Here is a 24,123-nt window from a genome sequence, read left to right on the forward strand (position 1 = left end):
GGGACGCCATCTGCTGAAGCCAAACTTAAAGGCGGTCTTTCGACAGCTCTTGATACTGCCCCCACAATTTGTTGACCTTCATTTCATCCTCGATCTGGTTCGCCAGACCGGAACGGCGATGTTCTCGTGGCGACAGCCCGAAATGGTCGCGGAAGCTCCGGCTGAAATGTGCCGAACTGCTGAACCCCCAGCGGTATGCAACTTCCGAAATGGATTCCTGCGCATGCAGCGGGCTGATCAGGTCGGCATGACAGCGCTCCAGTCGCCTCTTCTTGAGGTAGCCGCTAAAGCTCCGATTATCAGCGGCAAACAGACGCTGCAGATACCGTGGTGAAACGCCGACTTCGTCTGCCGCCTTTGCGATTGTCAGATCGGGGTCCCATATTAACGTTTCCAACGTCTGTTGGATTCTGTGCAAATGGGCAGCGCGTGCACCTTCCGCACCACCCAACGAACGTTTTCCGGCAACACCGAGTAGTTTGCTGGACAACATCTCGATCAGGGAAAGCTCGACCGGTCGAAGATCTTGCGTGGAGATATCTCCAATCTCATCGGCCAGTATGTGAAGTATGCTGATCAGCATACGTCCAACTCCGGAGTTGCCGTCGAGCGTGCCAGCTTGATAATGGGTCGGTGCAATCAATCGTCCGCCCAGCGCCACGGCGGGAATTCGGACGAATAGTATCGCGTTGTTTTCACTCACTTCCAGGCGGGAATCATGACGTGTCGCGCCAAAGACGATCATCTTGTTGTCAACATTCACCGAGAACTTGTCTGCGCTGAACCTTGCATCCCCCTTCAAAAGGACGAGCAGCCAGAGGCCCTCGCCCTGCTCAAGTTCCCGACCATCAATCACCTGACGACCAGACTCAATCCAGGCGAACTGCAGACCCATGGTGGAGGTCTGAATAATCATCTGTCCGTCAACGGGCTGGCCAGCGGGATCAGACACAAATGGCAACCGCAATCTACGCATTGCATTCGCCCAAGCTGAATTTCTGTCAGCTGGCGGAACCGACCGCGTATTGAATCTCCAGGTGGTTGGATGCTCGGGCGGCCTCACGTGATCGGCCTACTCTACTCTGCCGCAATGCTGGCATCATCCGTCGGCTCAGCGCGGCGGTTCCATTCCGAAACATACCGGTCAACGAGCCATTCATTGAATTGCGCTTGCGCTCCTTCCTGCCAGGAATAGCGCCCCCGTTTGGCAAAGCGCGACCGCAGTCCGAGCTGGACCATTTCGTCAACATGCCAATCCTGAGCAATAATATGGGATGTCGAATTCATGATCATCTCCATCTTGTGCTCATAGGCTTCGTCTTCCATGGCCCCAGGCGCAACAAGCACGCCCGTGTCCATGTAATGCGTTTCCGGGCTGTCAGGACGAATGATCAGATAGATCACCATGTCGCTTGTCATCACGAGCGACAGGCTCGGTGGGATGTTCGCAAACGTCATCCGCTGGCGCGCCTCGTCAGAGAGGCCAGGGAATACGGGCAGCACAGCCTTCTGAGTCGGATTGAAGCTCGCATCCGGATGGAGCGTACCATTGAACCTCAGATAACCTGCCGCTCCCTCCGGTGCGTCCGGAAAGCTTGCACGCTCGGAAGGTACAAAGTCATGCAGGGGTCCATGATGCAACCGGCTGGCGTGGTAACCGTCATTGTTATTCTCGAACATGACTTTCCAATTCCACATCAGGCGTGGTGCCGGATCCGGGCGCGGACCTTCAGCACTGGCAAGGTCATATCCCTTGATTGCCTCCTGCACGTGGACCAATCGAGGGGCCAACGGCGCTGCATCCTGATCAAAATTGATAAAGATGAAACCTTCCCAGACCTCAACTTTGAAGTTCGGGAGCCCATTCGCCTTGCGATCAAACTCGCACGTCTTGTTCATTGCAGGGGCGCCCACAAGGTCACCGTCAAGCGAATAGCTCCAATGGTGATAAGGACACACGAACCCGCGCGCATTCCCGCTCCCCTCGGCCACGAGCATGGCGCGGTGCTGGCATACCGATGACATGGCCTTCAACTCACCCTTGCGATTCCGCGCAACAACGATCGGCTCATTCACGGTCGAAGTCGTGAAATAGTCACCGGGCTCCGAAACCCACTCTTCCCGACCAACACACAGCCAATCGTGAGTGAAGAGCGCCTCCTTCTCGAATTCGTAGAAATTGGCGTCGGTGTAGCATTCAGGTGGCAATGTTTCGGCTTCCAGCACGTCCTGTTTGGATGTCGCCAGGGACTGGATGAATTGCTCGGTGATGGTGATCGGCATTGTCCGGTCCTTCCTGCTTCTGTCAGCCTCAATCTGTCATTCACAGCGTGCACATTCTTGTCTCTGCGCGCACAACATGTTTCCCGGCAGCCTTTTTAAGGGAAACATCGGGAGAACATCGCGCTCAAATCACGCAGTGAACAACTCTTTCCGGATGATCGCGTGAACGCCCCAGTTTCCGTTGACGACTTGTGTGATACCGAAATCGACACCAACAGAGAGCAGCGAGATCGCTTCGTCCTCGTCGAGGTCGCGAGCCGTCATCAGAAACCGCCGTGCCTTGCGGAAGGCGTCCCTCATCGCGAGGTCGATCGAGGACTTTTTATAGATATCGCTCTGCGCCGAAGAACCGAGTTCCTTCAGATAATTCGGATGGCTGAACCCGAAGATCACCCATGCCTCGGAAGTTTCCAACAATGGATAATCAAGATCGCGGATATGCCCCATCTTCTCGCTCGCGCGATGCAGGATCGGCTGTATCAAGGCAGTCATCGAACACTCAATTGCCGTACCGCAAAGTTCTGAGTCACCTTGCGATGCATGCGGGTCGCCAAGCGAAAGAAGCGCACCAGGCACACCAACGGGCAGGAACAGGCTGGATCCCGGAGCAATTCGCCAATTGTCGAGATTTCCGCCAAAATTTCCTGGCGGGATCGAATCCACGAGCTTCGTCTGCGGCGGTGCCAAACCGATTACCCCGAAATGAGGACGTACCGGTATTTCGATGTTCCGTAATACATCATAGTTCTTTTCGATCGTGCTGGTGTCCACCGGCAGGCCTGGGTAGTCATACAATTCGTGCACTACCCCGAAGGGATCAGTCTGAGGGGTCCAGCGATAATTATAGACCGCGCGAGCGCACGAACGGCCCATCTCACTTTCGACTTCATAAATTGTGATCACTTCTCGCTGTTTTGGCTCGGTCAGCAGGTCATTGTACTGAAATCCCCAATACGCCGCCGCGTTGCTCCCGAAAGACTGCCCGGAATATTTCGGATTGGCACTCGTTCTCGGCTTCAGCTCCAGGATACGGATTTCAACAATGTCGTTGGGTTCTGCGCCGGCAATCTCGATTGGACCGGTACAGATATGGACGCCAAACCCCTCACCAGCACCGCGGCCTGTCGACGAAGAGGAGTCGAGTGCGCCAGCGCCCCGACGATTGACGGTTTTGCCCTCCGCAGTCCAGCGATAGATGTCCTCAACCGCCTGATCACCCTTCACCATGCGATCATGATCATCATTGGCGTGATGCGTGAGTGTCTCGACCGTCACATAGTCACCGGATTCCACCGTGAGGACCGGCTTGAGCGAGCTGCTGAAATGGCCCCAATGGATCGTATCCGGTGTAACGGGCAGATAATGGTGTCGCGCGCCGCGCTTTACGGGCACAGGCGCAACAGTCCCTATCTCACCAGCATCATCGGCATCGCGAAAGTCATCTGTTTGTTCCGGCTCTTCGGGCTCAATCACCTGATCCTTCGCCGTAGGGGGCCGCCCGCGCTGCAGCACTTCGGATTCTGATTCGTCGCCCGGCGGCATCCGGCGATACTCCCGCGGACTCATACCGTACTGTTCGCGGAATGCCCGACTGAATGAGGCACTGTCATTGAAGCCCCATTGGAACAGGATATCTGAAATCGATCTCTGCGCGTGCAAAGGGCTTCTGAGGTCGAGTCGGCATCTCTCCAATCGCCGCAATTTTACGAAATGCCCGAAACTGTCTCCAACGGATTCAAACAGCTTTTGTAGATAACGTGGGGAGATATTGTGCTCTTTGGCAATCTGATGAAGGTTCAACTCAGGATCGCTCAATCTCATCTCGATGGTTTGGAATATACGCTCCAGCAAAGCTGCCCGAACACCAGCAGCCCCGCCAAGTTCCTTGGTCGAGGCCTCGCTCATCAAGGCCGTAGAAATGAACTCTGGCAGCGCAACCTCAGTCGGACGCATCTGGTCGTCATCAACATCCGTGATCGTATCCGCAACAGAGCGCAACAGGCCTGACAGCATGCGGCCAACTCCAGCTTCGGATACCAAATTCGAAATATCTGCTTGAGGCTTGGACCTTATCCTCAGCGCCGGATGAGAGACCGGGATCTGTACCATCAAAAACCGGTTGTCACGCTTGAAATCGAGCGACACGTCCAAATCACCGACCCCATACACAACATCGCCCTCGGAGACTTCAATCGTTGTGGTGTCAGTCTTGGCGACGAGATCGCCCTCCAGCAGCATTATGAGCCAGAACTGGGATGGGCCTTGCGATAGATCGAGCCTTATCCGGTGCTGGGTGGAGGTGATCCTGACAAATGTAAAATCCTGGGCACTACGAAAGCTTACCAGTTCACCGTAGAGCTCACCCTCATGCGCAAGCAACTCCATCGAAAATCGCTGTAGCGCGAAGTGCCAGGCATCCTTTCTCTGCTCTTTTGGATATGCGTTGGTTGTAAACTGCACAGATTGGCTCCGATCGGATTATGGCACCCAGCCATCAACATCTTTGATCCTCAGTTTGCCGTACCGTCGGTCAACGCATCCCGCCCATGCCGATCCGGTTGACGACTGCGACTGCCTAAAAGTCGAGCAGTCCTGATCAAGCCTCGCCTGAATACTGCGTTCAACTGGATAAAATCGTCATAAATCAATGACGTCCAATCTAGTCGATATCTTTGACAACACCTTTTTCAGGGAAGATGCCACGGTCAATCTTGACGTGAATTCCTTGCGTGCCGTCCACGACTTGGGTGACCCCAAAATCGGTCGCGACACTCATCAGAGAATAGGCATCATTTCGACTAAGCTCCTGATGCTCAGTGAGCAGATGAAGCATGTCCAATGAGGCATTCTTCATTGCCTGGTTCAGGTCTTCGTCAAACCCATGGACAATCCAGTGATCCGGGGTTTCAAGAAGCGGCGAAGGAAACTTGAAGTCCTTTCGGAGTACGATCTGGAACAGCACGTCGAGGGAGGCTTCAATTGCCGTGCCGCTGATCTCACCATCGCCCTGGCTGACATGGGGGTCACCGATCGAAAACAGCCCGCCCTTCACCTGCACAGGATAATACATCGTGGCGCCGGCTCCGATGCGCCAGTTGTCGATGTTTCCCCCATGCAGGCCCGGTGGAATTGTGCTGACACGCTCGTCAATGGCGGGCGCGACTCCCGCAGTTCCCAAATGCGGCCTTGCCGGCACGCGGACGCCAACCAAAGCAGGTTCGCGGTCACACTCAGGACAATGCGTAATGGTCCCGGGGATCAGATATTTTCCTTCGAAATCATAGGCATAGAGCGCGTGAGCCGTGTTCGCATTCGGATCAAGCTCATAGATTGTCACGCGCTCCTTCTCATCGAACTCCTGATAGAGGTGGCCCCAGTTCGCAGCGAGGTTGGATCCGTAATTGCAGCGGGGAACCATACGGAAGTAGCGCACTTCCAGCATGTCACCTGGTTCGGCACCTTCTACATAGATCGGACCGGTCATGATATGGACACCCGGCGCACGATCTTCGGGTTGAACACCCTCCCAGATTGCCTTGACAGTTTCATCCATCATCAGTTCCGGAGCATCCCCGGCATGGTGCGTGATCGCTTCAGCCTGAATGAGATCGCCACTTTTAACGCGGAGCGCTGGCTTGATGTTGGGGTGGAAGTATCCCCAGTGCACGGTTTCCGGTGTCGCTTTCAAATGGTGCAGATTTTCCGGCTGAACCTTGATCTTGCTTGTTCGTGTCTCTTCCACCAACGCCATAACTTACTCCTTGAACCAAATCGCCTACCGGTTGGATCAGAGTTCAAGCCCGCTATTTGGTCTTGTTCATATGCGCCCAACTAGTTGCGGCACTGGTTTCGGGTTCACACATAATCGGCCCCGGCGCGGACAAGTTTGCGGACGCGAGAAAGCAAGACACCCGGCAGCCACATGCACTAAAGACACCATGTATCGATCAGCATCGGGAATAGAAAATGACTGCTTCCTCCACGAAAATGCCCACCCTGTTCATTCCACATGGAGGTGGCCCATGCTTTTTCATGGACTGGACGCTGATGGGCGGTCCGGTCGATACGTGGGACAAGACAGCCGAATGGCTGAAAAGCATACCATCCAGCCTGCCCGAGAAACCAAAAGCCCTTTTGGTTGTATCAGCCCATTGGGAGGAACAGGAGTTCACCGTCTCCACGGCCGCCTCGCCAGACATGATTTACGACTATTCCGGGTTTCCGGCTCACACTTATGAGCTCAACTATCCTGCTCCGGGCGCACCGGATCTCGCAAATCGCGTTCAGGAATTGATGGTGGAGCAAGGCCTTGATGCGCCCTTGAAAAGTTCCCGGGGCTATGATCATGGCGTGTTCGTGCCGCTATTGGTTGCATTCCCTGATGCCGACATTCCGATATTGACCCTGTCACTCACCCGCGACCTCTCTCCGGAAAAACATCTGAAGGTCGGCAAGGCAATCAGCCAATTGAGAGAAGAAGGCGTCCTCATCATCGGCAGCGGCATGAGCTATCATAATATGCGCGCCTTCCGGACACCCATGGCCACCGCACCGTCTGCTGAATTCGACGCATGGCTGACAGATGTACTCGAAACAGGTGATCTTGAAGACCGCTGGGTCAAGCTCAGCCGATGGCTGGACGCACCTCAGGGCCGGAACTCGCATCCTCGGGAAGAGCACTTGCTTCCACTCATGGTCGCAGCTGGTGCGGGCCATGACGAGACAGGCCGGAAAGTCTTTTCAGACAATGTCATGAACTCGACCGTATCGGCTTTTCAGTTCGGCTAGGCGCTCGCCTCGCCGAGCACCTCTGTCTCTTCGGGTATTTCAGTCCGCTCGCCATAGCTCCGCGCGATCATGGCGCATACGATCAACTGCATCTGATGGAATATCATCAAGGGCAGTATGATGACGCCAACTTGGGCTGGGGCAAACAATGCCGCAGCCATCGGTACACCGCTTGCGAGACTCTTCTTCGATCCGCACATGACCAAGGTGATCTCGTCCGACTTGTTCAGCCTGGCCACTTGCGCCGCCTTGCGCGTGAGGAACAATACCACTGAGAGCACCAGTGCGCTCAGGAAGAGGATCGTAACAATATCAAATCCCGATACGCGCAACCAAATTCCATCTACGACGGCCGCGCTGAATGCAGTGTAGACAACGAGCAGGATCGCGCCACGATCGAGCTTTGAAAGAACGCCCTTGTTCCGGTCAATCCATGCGCCGATGAGGGGCCTGCTGAGATGGCCGACAAGGAAGGGGGCCAGCAGGGTCAATATGATGGACTGCATCACCCCCAACAGATCTCCCCCACCCGACTGAAGCTCAGACCGCATCAGGAGGCCCGCCAGAAGCGGCGTGATGAACACGCCAAGCATGTTCGACAGTGATGCCGTGCAAACTGCTGCTGCTACATTTCCTCTGGCCATGGAGGTGAATGCGATCGAGGACTGGACCGTGGAGGGCAATATGGTGAGGAACAGGAAACCCATCTTGACTGTAGGGCTCACCAGAGAATTAGGCAGTGTGCTCACTAGCAGACCGAGCGCCGGAAACAGAAGAAAGGTGCTCATCAGAACGAGCGTGTGGAGTCTCCAGGCACCAATACCCCCGAAGATGGCTGCGCGAGACAGCTTTGCACCGTGCATGAAGAACAACAGGAATATGGCTACTTTGGTCAACCACTCGAAGCCGACCGCTGCATCTCCACGACATGGCAAAACGCTCGCCGTAACTACCACGGACAGCAGCACAAGTGCGTACGGATCTGGCCTCAGCCACTTAGTCCAGGTTGTTTCCGGCGAAGCTGACTTTTGACTGGCCAAATTGGGTACGCGATCTGACGGCATGGCAGACTCCATCGGAGGAAATTGAAATCGAGGCTTGATCGAAGCTGGTCAGCTTATTGAGATTACTCAGCCATCTGCCCGTACTTGATGTCAGCGTCGCCAACTGGGTCGCCTTCAGTAGAGGACAGATCCTCAAGATAAGGCGGCTTCATGAAAAGCACGACCATGAAGACGCCGGCTGACAGAACTGACAGCAATATGAAGATGAGAGAGAAGCTTCCCGAAACGTCGCGGATTACGCCACCGATCAGAGGTCCGAGCGCCGAGATCGCGCCGGTGACACACATGGCGGAGAACAGTTCAAGATTGTACTTGCGACCAAAGTAGTTGAGCAGCAGCACCGTGCATGCGAGTTGCGTCGTGCCAAAACCAATACCTGTTCCCACCGCGTAGAACAGCAGCATGACATGATCTGTTGTGAGTGCGAGCACAGCGCAACCAATCATCGTCGCAAATAACGCAAAGCTCACAAGATGCTTGGGATCGAAGATATCCCCCAGAACACCGGAAAATGCCCGGATCAAAACCGCGATCAACGCCTCGATGCTCAACATGCCTCCGGCAACCGTCTCGGAAACACCGCGCTCAACCAAATGGCCCACCGAGAGGCTGGTTACCGTCACCAAGCACATCATGTTCAGGCAATATGCGGCGGCAAGAATCTTGAACTGCGTCGTCCGCATCGCAGCTTTAGTCGTCCAGTCCACAGTCGTCCGGTAAATATGGCGACTGCTCCGTGTCGGAGGCAGTTCGACTTGGTCAGGCATGACGGTCGGTGCCGCCGCTTCAGCCTCTGCTGCGACGAGTTCCTCACGTGCGGGCCGAGTGAATCTGCGCTCCAAACCAACGATGATCGCGCACAAAACAGCCGCAGCCAGTAGTGCGATTGCCTGATATTCCCAATAATTCCGCCACGTCTGACCTTCAAGAGCCAATACGCCAAGTACCATCAATGGCCCGACCACCGTCCCTATTCCGCTGATCGTCGCCGCCACGCCGAGCGCGGTCGATTGCCGCTGGAACAGTCGGCTCACAAGGAAGGTTGTCGGGATGGACGCCATCATGGGGTAGGCCAAACCGCAGATTGCTGCCGCAATATAGTACTGAGGCAGGCTCTCCACTCCATGCAGAAGGTACAAACCGATGCAGGCCAGAACACCACCAATCAGGATTGTGTTCCGCACCCCCACCTGGCGGATGAGAAATGGCGGCACAGATGACGCGACGCCGGTAACTGCACCGAGCACCGTAAATCCAAACCCAGCCTGCGCCCAGCTCCATTCCAGATCCATCACCATAAATGGGAGGACCACGCCGAGTGAAGAATATGTCGCCGCGGCCAGCAAAAGCTCAAGCGAACTCATTGCCAGCAATTGGCTGCCTGCCTTGAAAGGAATTCTTGCATTCATGGGTCAGGATACTCCAGCGGACGAAAATGGGTTGTCGCCATAGACATCGGAACCGCTCAGCGGCTTTTTATTTTCGGATGTGGGCGCACGCCCACAAATCGACAGCGCGGTCAGCGCATAGATCAAAGTGCTTTTGACCATGTCTTCTGGCGTCGGACGCCAGCGTGGAAAGCCGGTTGTGACGGCGGGAATGCGGTTCATGTTGAAGACGTTGTGGTCGCGCCACATGCTCGAATAAACAGGATGCGCGAGCTTCAGAGGCTCGCCCAGTGTATGCCGGGTCGCAGCATCAACAGCCGAAACGAGCGGGGACACGCGTTCTTCATCGGCAGCAAATCCGTGCCGGACCACGACTGGCTCCAGGCCGAACTCACCTATGCCTTGGCGTCTCAAATGACTCTCAAGGCTTCTATGGACCTGCCCGATTTCTACATGCGGCGGCAAACCGACTTCAAGATAGAGTGAGCAAATTTCCGTTCCGGCCCCGAACGCATATGGAACGCCACCACGGACAGATGAGATTTGCGTCTTGGGTTTGGCCACACCGCCAGACGACGTGTAGATGTTCTCCTGCTCATAAGTGCGCCCCCAGTCCAAAATCGACTGGATGGTATCACCGAGACGATAGATCGGGTTGGGGTGATCAGCGGCCTTTTCTGGGCTTTCGAGAAGTGGTGTGAACACGCCTTCGCCAAATAGCTGGATGCGGAATACGGCATAACCGCATGCAACCCACGTCAACCCGAAGTCACACCCCTCGGCCGCGATCGCATAATCGGGTGACACACCGCCATGATAGAACGCGTAGTGCGTGCCGATTTCCTTGCCCATATACTGTACGCCGCGAGCCTCCTCGATCGGCTCAGGACCGATCTCGCCGGGAGATGCGGTAAGGTACAGCCGTCCCGACAGATCAATACCGCAGGATTTCAGCGCCTTTGCGGCCATAAGGAAGCACACCATCGGCCCGCGATCATTCGAGATTGGGTAGCCGTGGAATGCCCCATCCTGCAGCCAGCACTGGTTCCATTCCGGGTTCGCCAGCGTTTCAGGACGGAACTTGTGGGCGTCCAGATCCGCATTCCAGGTCGGACTTTCAGTATCAAGGTGGGCTGTGTAGAGGAGGCTCTTTCCGTCACCCTTGCCGCCATAAGTCGCGATAACATTCGGCCGTTCAGGCGTTGCGCCAACTTTTCGCGGTGCAAAACCTTCTGTTTGCAACCAATCAAACACAAACTCTGCAGCTGATGCCTCGCTCATGGATGGGCTATCAATGTTCCCAAGGGCAAGTGCGGTCTGGGTTAGCTCTTCGATATCAATAGCTGCGGATAGTGCGGCGCACTCTTCTTCGCTGACCACGTAGTTTACGGGCGGAAGATTGTCGAATGTTTCACTCAAGGCCGGCCCAACTGTTCATGATCTGCTTTCGAATTGTCACTAGCTGAGCATTCAAGGGAGCATTCTTGCGCCTCACAAGTCTTGATTACCGCCGCACGGATTGTTGCAGCAGACACGCAAGAAAAGCGAGCACTGGCTATTACGCTTGAACTCAGAGTAACAACGAGCAAAAGCTATTCTGCTGGAATGACGGCCTTGTCCGCCCCCTGGCTCTCCGACTCCAACTTGCGCGCAACATCGCCTGGAGACCCGGACCCTCGAGCGATCAGAGCATAGGCTGTCGGCACGAACAACACGGTCACCAGCGCAGCGGCGATCACTCCAAACAGGATCAGGATACCAATCGCCGATCGGGTTTCGGCGCCTGCACCGCTGGACAGGATAAGTGGGAGAGCACCGGCAGCTGTGGTCAAACTCGTCATCACGATTGGCCTGAAGCGAGCGAGCGACGCTTCCTTGATGGCCTCGTAAAAGGGGCGGCCTTCGTCGCGCAACTGGTTCGCGAACTCCACGATCAAAATGCCGTTCTTCGCTGCAAGGCCAATCAACATAATCAAGCCAATCTGCGTGTAGATGTTCAGCGAATTTCCGGTCAGCCAGATACCAAGCATCCCTCCAGCCAATGTCGCAGGCACGCACAGCATGATGATGACCGGGTGGCGGTAGCTCTCAAATTGCGCTGCAAGCACAAGGAATACGATCACCAGACCCGTGATGAATACGAATATGAGGGACTGGCCAGACGTCTTGAAGTCGAGCGACTGCCCTTTGAAGTCCAATGTGGCCTCTTGCGGCAACACTTCACGAGCCTTGGCCTGCATGGCGTCGAGCACAGTGCCCAGCGACGCACCCTCCGCCAACCCCGCTTCGATCGTGATTGCGCGCACGCGATTATACCGGTTCAAAGTCGGGCTATCCGCAATCGGACGAATTGTGACCAGATTGGAGAGGGGGATCAATTCACCTGACCGTGTGGATCGCACATAGATATTCTGAACATCGTTGGGCGTATTTTGCTCAGACCTCAGGCCTTCCAGGATGACATCATATTCTTCGCCATCATCGATATAGGTCGTAACGCGTCGCGAGCCCAGCATGGTTTGAAGCGTGACGCCAATATCGGTCACCGTCACACCAAGATCAGCCGCGCGATCATAGTCGACCTGAACCCTGTATTGCGGTTGGGTTTCCTTGTAATCCCAGTCAATATCGACCAGTCCTGGATTGTCATCTTCTAACGCGGTGACCAACAAGTCTCGCCACTCCGTCAGCACTTCGTAGGATGGTCCACCCAACACGAATTGGACAGGCTTGCCAGTGCCACCACCAAGTCCCTGCCGCATGATTGCGAAAGCTCTAATGCCCGGCAGGTTGGATAACTTGCCGTTCACTTCCGCTATGATTTCGTCCGCCGGACGCCGCCTGGACCAGTCATCCAACACCACAACCACAAAACCCTGATTGAATGACGAACTGCCAAATCCGGGCGCCCGCAGCAACAGGCGACTCACCTCGCCGCTCTCTGCATAAGGGATCAATCGCCGTTCAATTTCGTCCATATAGCGTTCCATATACTCAAAGGACGCGCCTTCAGGACCCCGTATACTGACGAAAAATGCCCCGCGATCTTCAACGGGAACATATTCCTGCTCAATCGTTTGCGACAGGCTGTATGCGCCCGCAAACAAGCCGACCAGAACGACACCAACTGCTATCGGCCTCATGATCAGTCGGTCCAATACCCAGCCATATCCTGTTCGAAGGCGGCCGAATGCGCCGTCTATCGCGTTCGGGATAACCGCAAGCCATCCCGCACTCTTTTCACGTTTCAGGAGTTTTGAGGCCAGCATGGGCGCTAGTGTCAGGGCCAGAATGCTGGAGAATGCGACGGCCGCAGCCATCGTCAGGGCGAACTCGGTGAATAGTCGCCCAACATCACCCTGCATAAAGGTGATCGGCACGAAGACCGCGATCAGGACAAGCGTCGTGGCCACCACCGCAAAACCAACCTGCCGGGTACCGCGGAACGCGGCAACCAGCGGCGTCTCACCTTCTTCTTCCATGCGGCGAACGATGTTCTCCAACACAACAATGGCGTCATCCACGACCAGTCCGATTGCAAGAACAAGCGCCAGCAGTGTCAGCAGGTTGACTGACAGGCCCAGTGCGTAGAGCACAATGAAAGTGGCGATGATCGAGACCGGAACAGTGATTGCCGGGATAATGGTTGCCCGGACGCTGCCGAGAAACATGAATATCACCAGTGTCACCAGCGCCACTGCGATGGCAAGCGTGGTGTAAACTTCTCGAATCGAGGCGTCGATGAAGACTGAACTGTCGAAACTACGCGCGATCACCATGCCTTCTGGAAGCGTCTCGTTCAGTCGGTCAGCAAGTTCCCGCGCTCCAGCCGCAACCTCGACTGTATTCGCAGTCGACTGCTTGATGATGCCCAGCCCCACCATCGGAACGCCGTTGCCTCTGAACATGTTGCGGTCCTCGACCGTCCCACGCTCAACCCGCGCCACGTCTCCCAGTCGCACCAGATATCCGTCCTCGCCTTCGGCGATCACGAGCGCGGAGAACTCTTCCGGCGTCTTGAAAGTGCGATCAATTCGGACCGTGAAAGTTCGCTTTTCCGATTCCAGACTGCCGGCTGGTGCTTCGATATTCTCACTGCGCAATGCTTGCTCAATCTCGGCCACGGTCAGATTGCGTGCCGCCAAGGCTCTACGATCTATCCAGACGCGAAGGGCATAGTCTCTGGAGCCACCAACTCGTACGCGTGCCACCCCATCCAGGGCGGAGAACCGGTCGACAAGATAGCGCTGAGCATAATCTGACAATTCCGGCGTGGTCATTGCCTCGCTGGCAAGGTTCAGCCAGATAATGACATCATCATTGGAGTCGGCTTTTTCGACCTCTGGCGGGTCGGTATCCTCAGGAAGATTGTCCAGCACACCAGAAATCCGGTCGCGGATATCGTTCGCGGCCACATCAATGTCCTGGTCTATGCCAAACTCCACGCTTATACGCGAGCGGCCATCGCTCGAATTGGAATCGATGTAGCGAATGCCCTCAACACCAGCGATGCGATCTTCGATAATTTGGGTGATCCGTGTTTCTACAACACTGGCAGACGCCCCTGGATAGTTCGTATCGATGGAGACGATTGGCGCATCGATGTCAGGGTATTCTCTCAGGGGCAACCGATCAAACGCTACCATGCCAAAAATCACGAGTATAAGCGCAAGCACCGACGCGAATACGGGCCGCTTGATCGAGGTATCCGACAGCAACATCGTCAGCGACCTGTAGAAGCAGGAGACCCGGCTGCACCCCCGCTACGATTCTTGCCGCTGATGGCCTTGGGAAGGAGCATTGACTGGTCCTGAATTTCCACGGCGGCACCCTCGCGAACACGGATGATACCTTCGGTAATCACGTCTTCGCCAGCCGTTAGACCTGACATCACTTCCACATACCCCGCCTGGCGTAGCCCGAGTTCGACTTCCTTACGCCGCGCGATGAGTTGTCCACCTTCGTTTTCAACGACGAATACAAATGTGCGCGGCCCTACCGGCTGTATTGCTTCTTCAGGTACAGCCAGAGCTTGTCGTGGATCCGCCACCAAGGTTACCTGCACAAACATGCCAGAGATCAGCAGACGCTCCGGGTTGGGCAAAGTGGCACGCACACGAACGGAACGCGTCACAGGATCAATTGCGTTGTCAATTGACGCAATCACTCCATTGAAAGTTTCCCCGGGAAGATCCGCTGTTCTTGCTTCAATTTCCGTACCTTTGGCCAAGGTTCTCAAGAATGTCGACGGCACGGAAAAGTCCAGATTCATTTCGCTGTCATCTATCAGCCGCGCAACGATATCCCCTGGCTGAACATATGATCCAACACTGACCATCCGGAAGCCTAGCACGCCATCAAATGGAGCAACGAGAACGCGATCCTGTTGGCGAGATTGCACCGCACGCAACTGTGCCGCAGCGCTATCAAGATTACGATTTGCCTGATCGAGTTCTGACTGGGATACAGCCTGCTGATCTGCCAGGCGCGCGAGCCGTTCCTGCTGGCGCCGCGCTTCATCGAGCGTTGCTTCAGCAGCTTCTACAAGTGCTGCCTGTTCGCGCTGCGCAAGCGAGAGCAAGGTCTTGCCCTGCTTCACGCGATCACCATCGTCAAAATAAATCGCCCGCACTCGGTCAGCCGCATTCAGGGTCAGATCGACTTGCTCGTTGGGTTCTAGCGTGCCCAACGCCTCAATCCTCATCGCAAAACTGCGTTCCTGTACCGGCTCAACGAAAACACTCGCGGGACCACCCCGCTGCGCCTGAGCTGATAGCGACGATACAAACACGGCAGCTAAAATGAAAAGCAGGTTTCTGGTAAACATATCTATTCCAACGCGATTGCGGGTTCTGTCCCATATTGATTCGGCATTTCTATACCTCCCAATGCTCGATACGCGGCAATCGCCCGGCTAGATGACTGAAGTCGGCTTTCAGCCAACTGATCTTCCGCCGTCAACAATGTTCGCTGCGCTTCCAGCACATCCAGATAATCGTCGAGACCTTCTTCGAACCGTAGACGCGCAAGTTCTATCGCCCGCTGCGCTGATGCCGCCGCTCTCTTTAGATCGTCGCGGCGCTTCAACTCATTCGTGTATTCCGAGAGAGCGGATTCGACTTCGCTCAAAGCATTCAATACGGTCTGTTCATATTGCGCAATCGCCGCGTCTGTTCGTGCGTCGGTCGCATCTATGTTTGCCCGCACCCGCCTGAGATCAGGCCACGCCCAACTTATCGAAGGGCCAACGCCAAATCCGAAGCTCGTCATATCGCCGATATCATTGGCATCATCAAACAAAGCCAGAACGTTCGCATTGACGGTTATCGTCGGAAACAAGTCCGCACGTGCAGCGTCGCCCAATGCCAGTTGGCGCGCGATCACCACTTCTGCGCTGCGAATATCCGGACGTCGGCGGACCAGATCTTCAACCGACCCTGCCATGATCGCGCCGCGGTGCTCTGGAATATCATCCGCGCTGGTCACCAATTCCATCACCAGACTCGATCGAGAATTTGCCGGCTGTCCAGTCAACGCGGCGAGCGCGCTCTTGGCTGATTCTATGGCCGCCTCGTAGCGAGGAAGCGACGCGAGCGTCGTACGATACTGAGCCTCTGCTCGCTCCATATCCAGTCGGGTTGCCCGGCCATTGTCTAAAAGTGTCTGTAACAGGTCCAATCCTTCAGACTGGGTGTCGGCATTCTTGCGCGCAACCGCAAGTCGTCTTTGCGCACCGCGCAATTGCACATAATTCAGAGCCGTCTCACTGGCGACGATCACCGCAACATCTCGGCGAGCCTGCCGAGCCGCTTCGACATCAAATTCTGCGGCGGCGATTTGGGCTTCAATGCGACCGAATGCATCGTACTCCCAACTCGCTCCAAGCGCCCCTTGAATCGAGGCCCTCACGTCTTGGCCTGGCTGAGCGGACCGCCCAACATCTCCATCAAATGACGTAGAAGCGGAGTAGCTGCGATCAAGCCGAGCTCCAGATGCAATCGCTTCAGCAACTCTTACATTTGCAGCGGCTTGGTCGAGAGACTTGTTTGCGGATAGCGACTGGGCGATGAGGCTATCGAGAACCGGATCTCCAAACTGTTTCCACCACGCCAACTCAAGGCTCAAATCAGCAGCTTCTGACAGATATGTTCCTTGAACCGGCACATCCGGCATTGTCGGACCAGCGGGCGCACTGACACACCCCGCCAGCATTATGGCAGTGGCACCTATGGACGCGTGGCAGGAGACGTATCTCATAGCGCTCATGTACCCTAACTGACCTTAGTATCCAGTTACATTCGGGCGCCAAAGTCCTCACATCTTCGTTAGCTCCGAATACCGGGCAGTATTCGTCACGTATGCTCAGGCAAGTCAGCGCCTGCCTCGATTAGCGCTGAAGGCTCCTTCGAATGTTCGACCATTTGCTTGCCCAGCTGTCGAACCATGGTTTCCAGCATCGAATCTCTCATCCACTCGCTGGTGGTTATTTGCCATGACGCTCGCGCAGAGTCCGAACATAAAAAAACCACCGAACGACTGACCTTACACAGGGCTGCCGTTTGGTGGCGATGTTTGCACCAGCTGCGCTGGTAAGTGCTTATCTTAAAAGCACTTCTACCCCTATGGGCGCTTTCCGAAAATCCAGTCCCAGATGTCGCGCTGTGTTGGTTTTGTTTGCTTCTGCATGATGTAACCTTTGACATGTTAAGGAGCAGTCCATCTGCCCCAGACGTCAAAGGTTAACTGAATTTTGCAAATTTCAAAGTAATTTTATGGAAATGTTAAGCTTGCGCTACAGCTTGCACACTACTTGAGCTTTCTAGAATAGACAGGATTTCTTCCGCACCGACGGGCTGTCCGATAAAGTATCCTTGCGCCAGATTGCATTCCAATGTGCGAAGAATTGCCAACGTATCCGGGTCTTCCACACCCTCGGCCACAACATGCATTCCCAGTGATTGGGCCACGCTGATGGTAGACTGGATCAAGAGCTGGCTACGCTCATTGTACCGAAGCGTGCTAATAAGCGTTCGATCAAGTTTGACCTCGTTGGCGGGCACCTTCAACAGATAGGTCAGCGTGGACAGGCCAGCTCCGTAATCATCAATGGATATCCCAAAACCGGCGTCCCTGAGCCGCCCCATAGCATCCTGGGCTCCGGAATTGTTCAGTAACTGCTCGTTTTCAGTGATCTCAAGCATGATGCTGCTAGCCTTGACCCCATACACACGTAAGGCAGCGTGCAGCATGAACTCAAATTCCGCGCTACCGATCAGGCTGGGCGAGATATTCACTGCGATGTTGAATCCGGGATCAATTTTTTGAGCGTCTCGCAGAAACTGAAATGATGACTGAATGACATATTGTGTAAGTTGGTCGATGCGCTTTCCCCGTTCAGCCATCTGGACGAATTCGGCCGGCGAGATGACGCCCATTTCCGGGTGTGTCCAGCGTACCAATACCTCGGCGCTTGAAATCCTTCCGGAACGGATATTCAACTGGGGTTGAAGCGCTATATAGATCTCGCGGTTACGAAGCGCCTCATCCATTTCAAAAAGGACCCGGCTCTGCCACAGCAGCGCGTCTTGGGCATCCTGATCATGCAGCTTGTACGTTTTTCTCTGTCGGGCGGCAGCCTGGGCAGCGGATTCCGCCGTTTTCAGCCGCGACGCCAAAGAGGCAGAGGCGATGCGTTCAACACCAAAGGCAACCTGAACTATCAGAGTTCTCTCGCCAACAATGACCCCCTTGTTGAGTTGGTTCGCCGTGGCTTCGAACAGGTCTTCCATTGCTGCTTCGTCAAAATCGGTTTGCAGCCAATAGAATTGACCGAGGTCGCCTTGATATACGGCTCCAGAACTCGGTAAAGCATTCGCTATCGTATTCGCGGTGATCCCTTCTTGTTCGGGAGTGAGGCCAGTCGAAATAGCCGCATAGTTTGTCACCACAGCTGCCACCATGACACGCTGGTCTTGGCCGACATGAGCGCTCAAGCATTGCGCACTGGGAAGATGGGAAAGATTGTGCGTGAACGCTTTGTTCGCAGTTTCCCGCTTTTTCAAACGCATCCACGCGATCAATGTCCCGAACGAAATCATTCCGATCGCATGGCCGCTACTCGTGCGAATGGAAAACATGTCCATGACAATGGGGAACACAATCATGCATGCCAGCGCGACTGGTGCCCAACGCAGCGCCATGGAGCCAAAACGTCGACTGAGCATCAAGCCCACTACGCCTACAGAAAACAGCCAGGCAGGAAGAAATCCAGCGTTAAGGGGACGTTCTTCGCCCAGAGTCATCGCCGCCATCAGGATGACTTCTGCCAGCGAGCCGTTTCCCTGCGAGGGCATCAAATAGGGATGGTTGTCGCCTTGACTGGCTTGCGCCACGACAAGCCGTTTCCCGCGGACAAGCGCCGCGTCGAAATCTGGTGCCAGCACAGTGCTCAAATCAAGCCGCTGAAACGCCTCAACGTCAAAAGCATAGTCAATTTCGAATGAAGGGCCGATATTGTCGGCTTTGTCAGAGAGCTTACTCTCCGGAGACTGCAGGAAAACATCGCCGTACTCGGCACCAAAAGACCCAAATTCGACGCCGCCCCAGTATCGTTTGAAATAGTTTGAGGACGTTAGGTGGTCTCGTAATCCCTCTGATGGAGACTCCAGTTTGAGATTTGGAGCGGCGGACACCGACACGGTATTCGTGGGCTGTTCCAGCGCCCTTGTCAGCAAGGGAAATTGAGATGTCGACGTGAAAACGGGCTCGACAATAACTGCCGACTCCACATCGAGCGTATTCAGAAATGACACAAGCTCGCTAGTGAACATATCCGACCAGGTATCGCCTGCCGCGACGTGTTCGAATCCATCATTCACTTCGAGGATGACAAACCGGTCGTCGACCGCCGGAGACCTGAGCCCGTTGGATATTCCGTTGAACACCAGATCCAATGGGGAGAACAGATTCACCAAGCCCGCGAAGCCGAAAAACAACGCGGCAATCACAAACGTGCGTGCACGGCGTGGGGCAGCTGGTGGTCCATAGTCTTGCATGTCTGACACCTGTAGTGGAATCTACAGTTATCAGCGCGTAGTTTAGATCTGTGAAAGCGCAGCCGTTGAAATGACCACTCCGTATTCAACAATTGTTAAAGGGTACTGTCAGACTAACTCGAACCAGTCTCCTTTATTCGCGGACCAACAGGTCTCAGGCAACGATCAGCTCGCGTCATTCGAAAAGAGCGACGTCACGTAGCGATTTGAACCCGGCCCTGCTCTCGATAATCTTTTGATGATTGAAGTGATTGTACACTGAGGAGTGAATTGAAACGAACTTCTGAAGACTTCGCAAGCGCCGGAAGCGAGACATCGCCCGCTCTCGCCTTCGGAATGGCAAGTGTGAGTTTTCGGCGCGGATATTGAGATGGTGCCCCGAGCCGATCCACCCAGAGCCTCACACTTTCGTGGCAGATGTTGATGCCGCGCTCATGGAGAAGGTCTTTGACATTCCGAAGCGAGAGCGGGAAGCGAACATACATCAGTACGCCGAGCTGAATGATCTCAGGAGAGGTTTTGAAGTAGCGGAACGGGTTTTTGCTCATTTGCCGAGGCTAATCGCCCCTCCCCTGCGCCTCTAGGGCGTTTGCCCTGACAATGTCCTCATCTTAGTTCGGAACGTCATAATAGCCGTCACAGAACACCACAACGCTTCTCACCATAGCATCTTCGCCCTCATTTTTGATATCTGGAACCCAAAAACTTACGCCCAAACACTCCGCCACTATAGAGTCAAAACTCTCAGTAAACGTCGAACCAAATTCCTGAATCAGCGATTTCGCACTTCTTGCGGTCAATCCTGAAATACTTTTCGTGTTCAAAACAACATTCAGTTTATCATCAAATTCAACTGCCTCAACCTTACCGTCTGCGTCATAGTTGACAAATATTCCCAGTTGTTCAAAGAAATCAGTTGGATGAGACGAGAAAGTAGTTCGATTAAAAGATCGGGGTGTTTCGGAGAACAATGCCCTAACGGCTGAGATATTCATGCCGAACTTGATAGGCCCGACACCTTCCTTTGGAGAAACTTTAAAATTCAAAATCATGGATCTATTTCTTCTGTGTAGTCAAGCATTTGATCTACCGCTTTATCGTACTTGTCACCGAATTTGCTTTGAATGTCGTTAACATCCATCTGCTGAGCACCCTTGAAATCTCCGTCCTTTATCATTTCTGATTGGCGGGTTCGATATGCATGAGCGTCTTTCGAACTACCCCAACTCGCAGTCATTTGGTGATCGCCTTTTTCCATTTGAATAGCAGGACCATCACTTTTGGAGAGGGGTGAAACCGAATTTGCAGGACAATGATGACACTCTAAGCCTTTAGCGCTATTGCCGGTCAGGTTTTTGTAAGCACCACCTGCAAAATCGGCGCTCTTATTGCCCCAACTGCCGAGAAAACCTCGCGCAGCACCAACAAACTTCGGTCCGACTTTCATGCTTGTTTGACCAATTTTCGACCCCAAGTAGAAGCCGATCGCGACATCTTCAGGGCCGGGCACAATTAGCAGGGGCAGCGAACCCACTGCGACCGCTATGTCTTCCCACGTTTTGCAGTCAAAGCAGGCCTCTCGTGCAAAGTAGTAATTGTCGTAGCAACCCTGCCCATAGCAATCCATCCCGGTAGGGTCTGTAGCATTCAACGGATCGTTCCCGACATAAGCATAGAGGTTCATCTGGTCCTCATAACCGATCGGGTCTGTCTGCAAGAACCGGCCGAGGGCGGGGTCATAGATGCGGGCTTTGTAGTAGTAGAGGTCCAGCCCCGTCAGCTCGATCTGGCCGGTATAGGCAAACCTGCCAAACGCCGTGTCGGAGGGCACGCCGAACGGACTGTAGGTGCTTGACCAAACCTGATCCCCCGCCGCATTCGATACCGCAATGATCGACCCCTGATGATCCGCATGGAAATAGTGCGCATCATTTGCTGCGCTCCCATCATACCAGACCAAAGGGCTGTCCACCCGCGACCCATGCACATAGCGCCGCAGCAGTGTGCCGGCCGCATCATATTCCGCGATGAGCGCGTCACCGTCATAAAGGAAGCGGGTAACAACGCCATTGACCGTATTGCTCTGCAAACGCCCCAAGGGATCATAGGTCAGCGTTGCGCTGTTGCCTGGCCCGCTCACCGATATCAGACGGTTCTCAACATCATATAGATAAGTGGTCTCACCATCCGATGTCAGATTACCGTTTGCATCATGCGTATAGTTACTCCCCGCAATACTCTCGTATTGATTGAGGCCATTTACTTCATACGCGCCAGAAATCGCCCGAGGGCCGGTATGGACATAGTCGACATTGCTCAGTCCTTTCTCAACAATCTGGCTAACAGGATTGAACTCAAAGCCAGTCGTCACATCATCAGATGACAAGCTGAAATCATGCGTATAGGACTTGAGTCTGGAGAGACTGTCATAGCTCAGGCCTGTGATCGAGCCAGAACCGCCGCGCTGAACTTCGGATATCAGGCCACGCGCATTGTATGTCGCCTCGGCCTGAAGAACAGACCCGTTAGCCGAAATAGAATCCAGGCGATTGAGACCATCATAACCATAGGCGAAGAACACACCGTCAGGATGCTCGACATAAGTGCGATTGCCATCATTGTCGTAATCATATTTTATCGTCTTGTTCAGGAAGGCGTTGCTCGTGTCCTTGAGACGTCCAAAACCGTCATACTCATTTGAAATCCCCGCACCCGCGGACGAAGCGAACCGGGCATACTTCCGTAATCCCTGGAGATTGTAGTCGTAATAGACATCATCCTGCGAACTGCCAGGAATGTCCTTCCGTGTTACGCGATTAAGATCATCATACTGATAGCCGATTATCTGGCCATCGCGCTTACGCAGTGATGTTCTGTTTCCCTTGTCATCGTACCCGTACATTTCATAGTCACTTGAATTGACTGAGCCGGTATTGGTCTTGGATGGAAATACGGTTTTTTCCAGTCGATGGAAGTCGTCATATTCGTACTCGGTACGGTTGCCGTTTGCATCGGTGACGGAAGCCAGCTCGTGGAAGTCTTTGTAGGTGTAAGATTGATACGTCTGCTGGAGCGGCGTGCCAACAGCACGCTCGACCGATGTTATACGGTCGAATTCGTCATAATTGGTGCGCGTGATTCGATCCGGACCGAAACTACCTTCCGTCCCGAGTGCACACGCATCGCCGGGCAATGACTGGAAACTGTTTGGGTTCATTCTCTGCGCAGTACAGACAACACGTCCGAATGCATCGTAATTCGACTGTGAGGCAGTCTTTATGGATGTTCCGCCATAGGCGACTTCTTTGGTCTGCCGTCCCCAAGCGTCATATTCATAGTTTATCTTTGTAAATATTGTGAACCCGCTCCAGTTTGCAGGCGCTATATCAGGCGCTTGCCAGGCACTGAGCTCACCGTTCTCAACCCAGGCAACCTGCCCCAGCGAGTTATAAATTGTTCGCATTGCCGGAAACCCCAACGGACCGACACCATCAGGATCCGGCGCAATCGTACCCACGAGGCGTTTCGCATCATCATAGCGCATATGGATTGTATAAGGCGATGTGCCGTCAGGAGTCTGAGGTTGCGCAATCCCCGCCAGCAAAAATAGCCCACCAATCGACAGGAAGGTTCTCATGAAACTTAGCATTGGTATATTCCCCCGCTTAAGGACACGACGTCAAATTGGCGTTTGGTGTGGTCTCGGTATGCTGGTTTCCGAACACATCATATGTATAGCAAGTGCGTAATGAGACGCCCTCTGACGTGACCGTCTTCCCGCGCAACCAAAGATTGTTTGGGCCTGAATCCGGGCCATAATCATAGGTCGTCACAACTTCATCCGCGGAACCTGCGGAACATCCGTTTCCAGAAGCGGCCGAAGTACGGCAGTATTCCTCCTGCGTCAGGACCCATATCGGAGTGCCAGACGCAACATAGCCGCCATTAGAGGATTTAAGCCAAGGCGACCTCTGCTCATAGTAATAGCGAATTTGGGGGCGGACACCGTGGTCATCTGCAGGAGCCGTGATCTTGGTAACACTTCCATGCACGGGATTATACTCATAGTCTGTCTGGTTGCCCTCAGGATCGATAACCCAATTAGGCTGGTTGCATGTGAGCTGATTGGCACACACGGCATCATAGTTTGCAGACTGAGGAATGCTGTCCGAACCGGCGTTATTGAAGCGCTCAAGAAGCGTGACATTTCCGCGATCATCATATGAAACTTCAGAATATCCACCACCAACATGGTCTATCTGTTTTACAATCTGGGACCTGTAATTGTATGGACCGGGGACTGGGAAAAAATGAAACTTGTCCCCAGTCTTGTCAGTAAATCCTGCGATAAACGATGGGTATTCGAACTGTATGTCAGATGGATAGTCTGGATGTGTGTAAACCCTGACGTATTCGCTGCCTATCACACTGTAACCACGTCCGTCCACCACACTGGAATCATATTCCCACGCACCAGGAAGGCGCTGCAGCCCACCTATGCCCTCATCAATTTCAGCGTCATACTGTCCGTCGTCAGGTAATTTG

Annotated in this window: 14 protein-coding genes and 2 pseudogenes; 1 reads left to right on the plus strand and 15 read right to left on the minus strand. The window is 54.2% G+C overall.

Going from position 1 to position 24,123, the window contains the following annotated elements:
- Positions 1-25: 25 nt before the first annotated feature.
- The 4 genes from B3527_RS00610 to B3527_RS00625 form a co-directional block, all read right to left on the minus strand.
- A complete protein-coding gene (locus B3527_RS00610; protein ID WP_290479385.1) occupies positions 26-976 on the minus strand; it encodes a helix-turn-helix domain-containing protein in 951 nt (316 codons plus the stop codon).
- Positions 977-1,077: 101 nt separating this feature from the next.
- Positions 1,078-2,283: an aromatic ring-hydroxylating oxygenase subunit alpha gene (locus B3527_RS00615; protein ID WP_290479384.1), complete on the minus strand. Its 1,206-nt coding sequence runs from the start codon at positions 2,281-2,283 to the stop codon at positions 1,078-1,080.
- A 129-nt stretch (positions 2,284-2,412) separates the two neighbouring features.
- On the minus strand, positions 2,413-4,743 hold the full coding sequence (locus B3527_RS00620; protein ID WP_290479383.1) for an acetamidase/formamidase family protein: 2,331 nt from the start codon (positions 4,741-4,743) through the stop codon (positions 2,413-2,415).
- A 199-nt stretch (positions 4,744-4,942) separates the two neighbouring features.
- Entirely contained in the window at positions 4,943-6,034 is a 1,092-nt protein-coding gene (locus tag B3527_RS00625) for an acetamidase/formamidase family protein (RefSeq protein ID WP_034811293.1), read from the minus strand.
- Positions 6,035-6,249: 215 nt separating this feature from the next.
- On the opposite strand from B3527_RS00625, the gene B3527_RS00630 reads away from it, so the two are divergent.
- Positions 6,250-7,071 (plus strand): DODA-type extradiol aromatic ring-opening family dioxygenase, encoded by an 822-nt coding sequence (locus B3527_RS00630; RefSeq protein WP_290479382.1) that lies wholly within the window; start codon positions 6,250-6,252, stop codon positions 7,069-7,071.
- Here B3527_RS00630 and B3527_RS00635 read toward each other — a convergent pair.
- The 11 genes and pseudogenes from B3527_RS00635 to B3527_RS00685 form a co-directional block, all read right to left on the minus strand.
- Complete coding sequence (locus B3527_RS00635; protein WP_290480607.1) at positions 7,068-8,135, minus strand: bile acid:sodium symporter family protein; 1,068 nt, start codon at positions 8,133-8,135, stop codon at positions 7,068-7,070. The genes B3527_RS00630 and B3527_RS00635 overlap by 4 nt on opposite strands.
- A 62-nt stretch (positions 8,136-8,197) precedes the next feature.
- Entirely contained in the window at positions 8,198-9,544 is a 1,347-nt protein-coding gene (locus B3527_RS00640) for a CynX/NimT family MFS transporter (protein ID WP_290479381.1), read from the minus strand.
- A gap of 3 nt (positions 9,545-9,547) precedes the next feature.
- Positions 9,548-10,942 (minus strand): peptidase M20, encoded by a 1,395-nt coding sequence (locus B3527_RS00645; RefSeq protein ID WP_290479380.1) that lies wholly within the window; start codon positions 10,940-10,942, stop codon positions 9,548-9,550.
- Between the two features lie 173 nt (positions 10,943-11,115).
- Positions 11,116-14,244 (minus strand): efflux RND transporter permease subunit, encoded by a 3,129-nt coding sequence (locus B3527_RS00650; RefSeq protein ID WP_290479379.1) that lies wholly within the window; start codon positions 14,242-14,244, stop codon positions 11,116-11,118.
- Positions 14,245-14,246: 2 nt separating this feature from the next.
- On the minus strand, positions 14,247-15,350 hold the full coding sequence (locus B3527_RS00655) for an efflux RND transporter periplasmic adaptor subunit (RefSeq protein ID WP_206990955.1): 1,104 nt from the start codon (positions 15,348-15,350) through the stop codon (positions 14,247-14,249).
- A gap of 2 nt (positions 15,351-15,352) precedes the next feature.
- Complete coding sequence (locus B3527_RS00660; RefSeq protein WP_290479378.1) at positions 15,353-16,789, minus strand: efflux transporter outer membrane subunit; 1,437 nt, start codon at positions 16,787-16,789, stop codon at positions 15,353-15,355.
- 515 nt (positions 16,790-17,304) lie between these two features.
- A complete protein-coding gene (locus B3527_RS00665) occupies positions 17,305-19,578 on the minus strand; it encodes an EAL domain-containing protein (RefSeq protein ID WP_290479377.1) in 2,274 nt (757 codons plus the stop codon).
- 175 nt (positions 19,579-19,753) lie between these two features.
- Positions 19,754-20,126 (minus strand): annotated as a pseudogene (locus B3527_RS00670) (DDE-type integrase/transposase/recombinase).
- A 63-nt stretch (positions 20,127-20,189) separates the two neighbouring features.
- A complete protein-coding gene (locus tag B3527_RS00675; RefSeq protein ID WP_290479376.1) occupies positions 20,190-20,630 on the minus strand; it encodes a hypothetical protein in 441 nt (146 codons plus the stop codon).
- Positions 20,627-23,227 carry an RHS repeat domain-containing protein gene (locus tag B3527_RS00680; protein WP_290479375.1) on the minus strand — a complete coding sequence of 867 codons (2,601 nt, stop codon included), beginning with the start codon at positions 23,225-23,227 and terminating at the stop codon, positions 20,627-20,629. The genes B3527_RS00675 and B3527_RS00680 overlap by 4 nt, the downstream gene beginning before the upstream one ends.
- 16 nt (positions 23,228-23,243) lie before the next feature.
- Positions 23,244-24,123 (minus strand): annotated as a pseudogene (locus tag B3527_RS00685) (hypothetical protein); the annotation flags it as partial.

This window comes from Hyphomonas sp. UBA4505, assembly GCF_002388685.1.
Taxonomy (GTDB): Bacteria; Pseudomonadota; Alphaproteobacteria; order Caulobacterales; family Hyphomonadaceae; genus Hyphomonas.

Coding starts and splice junctions, on each gene's coding strand:
- B3527_RS00615 (WP_290479384.1), bottom strand. CDS start 2,283: ATGCCGATCACCATCACCGAGCAATTCATCCAGTCCCTGGCGACATCC.
- B3527_RS00660 (WP_290479378.1), bottom strand. CDS start 16,789: ATGAGCGCTATGAGATACGTCTCCTGCCACGCGTCCATAGGTGCCACT.
- B3527_RS00650 (WP_290479379.1), bottom strand. CDS start 14,244: ATGTTGCTGTCGGATACCTCGATCAAGCGGCCCGTATTCGCGTCGGTG.
- B3527_RS00655 (WP_206990955.1), bottom strand. CDS start 15,350: ATGTTTACCAGAAACCTGCTTTTCATTTTAGCTGCCGTGTTTGTATCG.
- B3527_RS00665 (WP_290479377.1), bottom strand. CDS start 19,578: ATGCAAGACTATGGACCACCAGCTGCCCCACGCCGTGCACGCACGTTT.
- B3527_RS00640 (WP_290479381.1), bottom strand. CDS start 9,544: ATGAATGCAAGAATTCCTTTCAAGGCAGGCAGCCAATTGCTGGCAATG.
- B3527_RS00680 (WP_290479375.1), bottom strand. CDS start 23,227: ATGCTAAGTTTCATGAGAACCTTCCTGTCGATTGGTGGGCTATTTTTG.
- B3527_RS00675 (WP_290479376.1), bottom strand. CDS start 20,630: ATGATTTTGAATTTTAAAGTTTCTCCAAAGGAAGGTGTCGGGCCTATC.
- B3527_RS00630 (WP_290479382.1), top strand. CDS start 6,250: ATGACTGCTTCCTCCACGAAAATGCCCACCCTGTTCATTCCACATGGA.
- B3527_RS00625 (WP_034811293.1), bottom strand. CDS start 6,034: ATGGCGTTGGTGGAAGAGACACGAACAAGCAAGATCAAGGTTCAGCCG.
- B3527_RS00610 (WP_290479385.1), bottom strand. CDS start 976: ATGCGTAGATTGCGGTTGCCATTTGTGTCTGATCCCGCTGGCCAGCCC.
- B3527_RS00635 (WP_290480607.1), bottom strand. CDS start 8,135: ATGCCGTCAGATCGCGTACCCAATTTGGCCAGTCAAAAGTCAGCTTCG.